Annotated in this window: 3 protein-coding genes and 1 pseudogene; 3 read left to right on the top strand and 1 reads right to left on the bottom strand. The window is 25.0% G+C overall.

What is annotated here, in order from left to right:
• A partial coding sequence (locus EHU54_RS04635) for a hypothetical protein (protein WP_400249185.1) occupies nucleotides 1-709 on the bottom strand: 709 nt, incomplete at its 3' end.
• A 1102-nt stretch (nucleotides 710-1811) separates the two neighbouring features.
• Here EHU54_RS04635 and EHU54_RS04630 point away from each other — a divergent pair.
• The 3 genes and pseudogenes from EHU54_RS04630 (at nucleotide 1812) to EHU54_RS04620 (ending at nucleotide 4291) form a co-directional block, all read left to right on the top strand.
• Entirely contained in the window at nucleotides 1812-2156 is a 345-nt protein-coding gene (locus tag EHU54_RS04630; protein WP_400249184.1) for a hypothetical protein, read from the top strand.
• A gap of 210 nt (nucleotides 2157-2366) precedes the next feature.
• Nucleotides 2367-3134, top strand: a pseudogene (locus tag EHU54_RS04625) (MATE family efflux transporter); the annotation flags it as partial.
• A 131-nt stretch (nucleotides 3135-3265) separates the two neighbouring features.
• Nucleotides 3266-4291 carry a hypothetical protein gene (locus tag EHU54_RS04620; RefSeq protein WP_400249183.1) on the top strand — a complete coding sequence of 342 codons (1026 nt, stop codon included), beginning with the start codon at nucleotides 3266-3268 and terminating at the stop codon, nucleotides 4289-4291.
• The last annotated feature ends 230 nt before the right edge of the window (nucleotides 4292-4521 follow it).

Here is a 4521-nt window from a genome sequence, read left to right as displayed (position 1 = left end):
ATAATTCTTTTACCGCGATAGGATTATCTAGATTATATTGTTCATTATTATTTTCATCGGTATATTTTTCATAAGATACTTTTAAACTTTTAGAACGAAACATTGAAACTCTTAAATTATTATATCTTTTATCTAATTCTTTATCAGTTAAGATTTCTTTTTCTTCGGCATGTATCATTTCATCTGTTCACGCCGATATAATACCGCTACCTTTACCAACTTTTCCCATAATTTTGTTCCCATTAGCATAACCAACAAAAGCAATTCTCACACCACTAGGAAAAACAATCTCGCCGCCTTCTTTAACATTTTTAGGTCAAACAATACCATTTTCATTGTCGGGTCCTATATCAATTCCATATTTATCATATAGATAATTACAGACATTAATTGTATCACCAAATGTAGTATCTTCGTGGGTGTTGGCATATCTTCGTAAAATATTAGATGAAACATCTGTAAAATTACAAGCAAAAAATATTTTTTCGGCTAAATGATTTCATGTTTTATTAGTACCACGCCCCGCTGAAACAAATTTAAAAAAAGTTGGCGAAGTAAAATATCGGGCATAACTATCACCAACAAATTCTTTAAATACTTCTCAATCAAAGCCAAAATTATAGTCACTAAAATTCAAATCATATTTTTTGTTTAAATGTTCATAACTAGTAATTCGTTTTTTGTTATTAATTTTTGTAAAATCCTGCATTTTTCATGTACTCCCATTTTGATAAAATAATATTAAGTATTAAATATCATAATTTATTAACTAGCATAATTTAAAATATTTTTTTAATTAAGAAAGGAAATTATAAAATGGAATTAAAACAAAATTTATTAGAAGATTATAAAAAAGATAAAATAATAGAAACAAACAATGAAACTAAAAATTTCTTAATTGAAAGAGATAATGAGATATTTAAATTATATCAACAGGGAAAAATATTACAAGGATATAAGGTTGTATCAAAAATACCAAAAACAATTAGAACAGAAGATGGAGATATACCTTTAAAAAGACGAAGATATGTTAAATATGATGAAGAAAAAAATGAATATATAAACCGCTATCCTTTGGATGAAGAATTAGGTTTAAAAAAATACCAAAGAAATGAACAGAATTTAATAAATAAAATTACTTCATTTATGGGTGATGGAAAAAGATATAAAGATATTTTANANNNTNTTTTAGATACTGTTGAAAACGCTAATATTAGTGAAAGAACAATATCTAATATTTTTAAAAATGCCGATTTAGAAGAAANCGATTACATTAGTAATAAAAATAACAATAAAATTAAAATTCCAAATAATGTTTTATATATTCAAATTGATGGGGCTTTTGAACCTATGAGAGAAAATAAAAAAAGAGTTGAAAATAAAATATTTGCTTCAACTATGCATGTTGGTGTTGATGAAGAAAAATCAACAAAAACTAGAAAAAAAATGAAAAAGAAAAAAGGCGTTTTTCAAATGATGAATAAAAATCATAAGAATAAAAATGATAAATCTAATATTGATAATTTTATTGATAAAATTTTTAAATCAATGGATACTTATGATATCAATGAAGATACTAAAATATTAATATTAAGTGATGGCGAAAAACAAATTAAAAAAGTTTATANAGCACAGTAAAAGCAAAATATAAAAATAACACCGTATCATATAGTTTAGATAAATTTCATTTAGTAAAAAGATTTAAAGAATTATTTCCAAATCGTAAGAAAAACCGAATTCATAGATTAAAATATAAATTATCAAAAATATATTTTTTTACTGGAAATTATGAAGCATTATTAGATTTTTTAATGTTTCATTTGCCCTATGTTATTGATAATAAAAAGAAATTTTTATTAGAAACTATTGAATTAATTAAAAATAATAAAGAAGGAATTAAAAATCAAGCGTTAGAATATAATATTGGTTGTCACATGGAAGGTGATATATCACACTATATTAAGGCTGTTAAAGGGCGTGGCGCGAAAATATATTGTAAAGAAACATTTATCAATATGTTAGTTGCTTCAATGTTAAGACTTAATAATCAAATTAATGATGAAAAAGTTGATAAAACTAATAAAAATAATAAAGAAAAAATTGAATTTAATATATATAATTTAAATCAATCTAAAAAGCAATTTTTATTTTTATAAAAAATAAAAAAACCTTTAAAATTAGTAATAATTTTAAAAAGTATTTTTTAGTGTGTCAAATTTTATAAATTTATAAATTATTTATTCAACTAAAAATTATATTTTTAAAAAAAGTTGAATTTTTTATAAATTTTGTTATCATTTAGTCATAAGCGAAACTTAATTTGTTTCTAATTACTTAATTTTATTAAAAACCTCAAAATAATGTATACTACCACAATTAAAGAAATTTTTCGATTAGGTTTTTCATCTTTTATTAATAATTTAGGTGCTGTTTTAGTTTCAATTTTATCATCAATAATTATTTCATCATTACCAGGACAATTTATTCAACGCCAGCAATATGGTTTACCATACTTCCAATTATTTAATAGTGGGATAAGTCCTTGAATTGCTTTTTTTACTGCAATTGCATTAGGGATTGCACAAGGGATGAAAACAATTATTGGGTATAATTATGGAGCAAAAAAATATTTACGAATGTATCAAACTTGTTGATATGGATTAGCAATTATTAGTGGTTGATTACTTTTTACTTTATTATTATTTATTGCTCTTGGGCCACAATTGTTAATGGCTTTTGCTTTTCCTGCTGATTTAGTTGATGAATATCGGTGAATAGCAGTTTTAATGTTAATGAGTTATCCTTGTGCTGCTATTTCATTTTTAGGTGTTTCGTTATTTCAAGGGATGAATAACGCACGAAAAGCAGCATTATGCTCTTCATTTCGTGCTTTTATTGTGTTACCAATTTTAATGTTATGTGAATATTTCTTAGCACATGGATTATCGGATGGCACAGACCAAAGTAATATTTATTATTTTATATTATTAGGGTTAAATGATTTAATTTCAGCTATCATTGTAGGTATTATTTTATATTTATTTTGATACAAACATCGTTATTATATTTTTAATGAAGTTGATGAAAAAGATCAAGAATATTTGCAAAGTAAAAAACAACAAACAAGGTATTAAACTTAAATAAAATGGTAAACAATTATATACCTTTCTAATAATTATGACAATAGTTTATTTTAATTTTACTTAAATATGTGATATAATTTATTTATAAGAAAAGTGGGCATATTGATATGGAGGGGTATAGCATGAATAATAATGATCCAAAATTTAGTGGTGGAAATGAAAATCATTTTAATTCGTTTGAAAATAACAATAGTTTTGGCAATGATAATTTATTAAACCAAAACGCACCAGTAACACCACTAACAAAACCAATTAGAGTTCCTGGTAATCCAAACGATTTTAAAACAAAAACTAATCCACCTTTTAATTCTTCTTACATTTCAAAAACTTTGGGAATTAATGGAACAGAAGTTAAACCGCAACATAATAAACCAATTTATCAACCAATTATTTATCAACCATTTGTTATGCCTATTATGCCTAATCCAATGAATGCGATGGGAATGGGGGCATATAATCCGATGATGGGTTATCCGCAAATGTTCCCTTATCCAATGATGCCACAATTTCCAATGATGATGGGTTATCCGCAAATGTCACAATATCCCGGAATGTTAACTTATCCTCCAATGGCAGGACCAGAAGTAGAGCAACAATTTGCTGATCAAGATTCTAATTTTAATAAAAGACAGTATTCGCAAGATTCGGGTCATCATTACGCAATTATGAATCCAAATTTGATGAAACAACAACAGGGAATCAATAAAGATTTTGATGATAATTTTGATGATACGTTTAATGAGGGAACTCCTTTTGGGGCAAACCATGATTTTAATCAAACAAATGACTTTGGTAGTGCTAATTTTTCTGGTCAAAATGATTTTGGCCAAGGAAATTCAAATTTTGGACCAACACCAGATTTTAATGCAGCACCAAGTTTTAGTTCATCACCTGATTTTGCTTCATCAGATGGTTTTAATAATAGTAATGTTTTGGGTAAAATTGATGCAACAAAAATGCCATTTCAATATGATGAAAAAACAAGCAAGCGAAAATTACCAGTTTGAGCAATAGTTTTAATTGTTGTGCTAGTACTTTTAGTTTTAGCAGTTATAACAATTGTAATGTTGTATTTTAATATAGAAGCAGTTCATGACTTAATTAATGGTTGATTTGGCTTTGATGTACCATTTGAGCCGTGGTTTTAAAAATGTTATTTAATAACATTTTTTATTTATTTTAATGTAAATTGTAAATGCAAGTAGAAAAAAATCTTATATTTTTATATTAACATATTTTTTAATAAAATTAAGAAAATAATTTTAAGATATGGTCAAGGCTCTCATTAGATTTCTTGCATAACCTAGTTATTTTAAAATTCCTATAAAATATATTTAAAATAGAAATTATAGGAATCTAAAATTATGAAATTTGATAA

It is taken from the genome of Spiroplasma sp. ald, from assembly GCF_044714355.1.
Classification (GTDB): domain Bacteria; phylum Bacillota_I; class Bacilli_A; order Mycoplasmatales; family Mycoplasmataceae; genus Spiroplasma; species Spiroplasma phoeniceum.
This window is presented reverse-complemented; position numbering and strand designations above follow the sequence as displayed.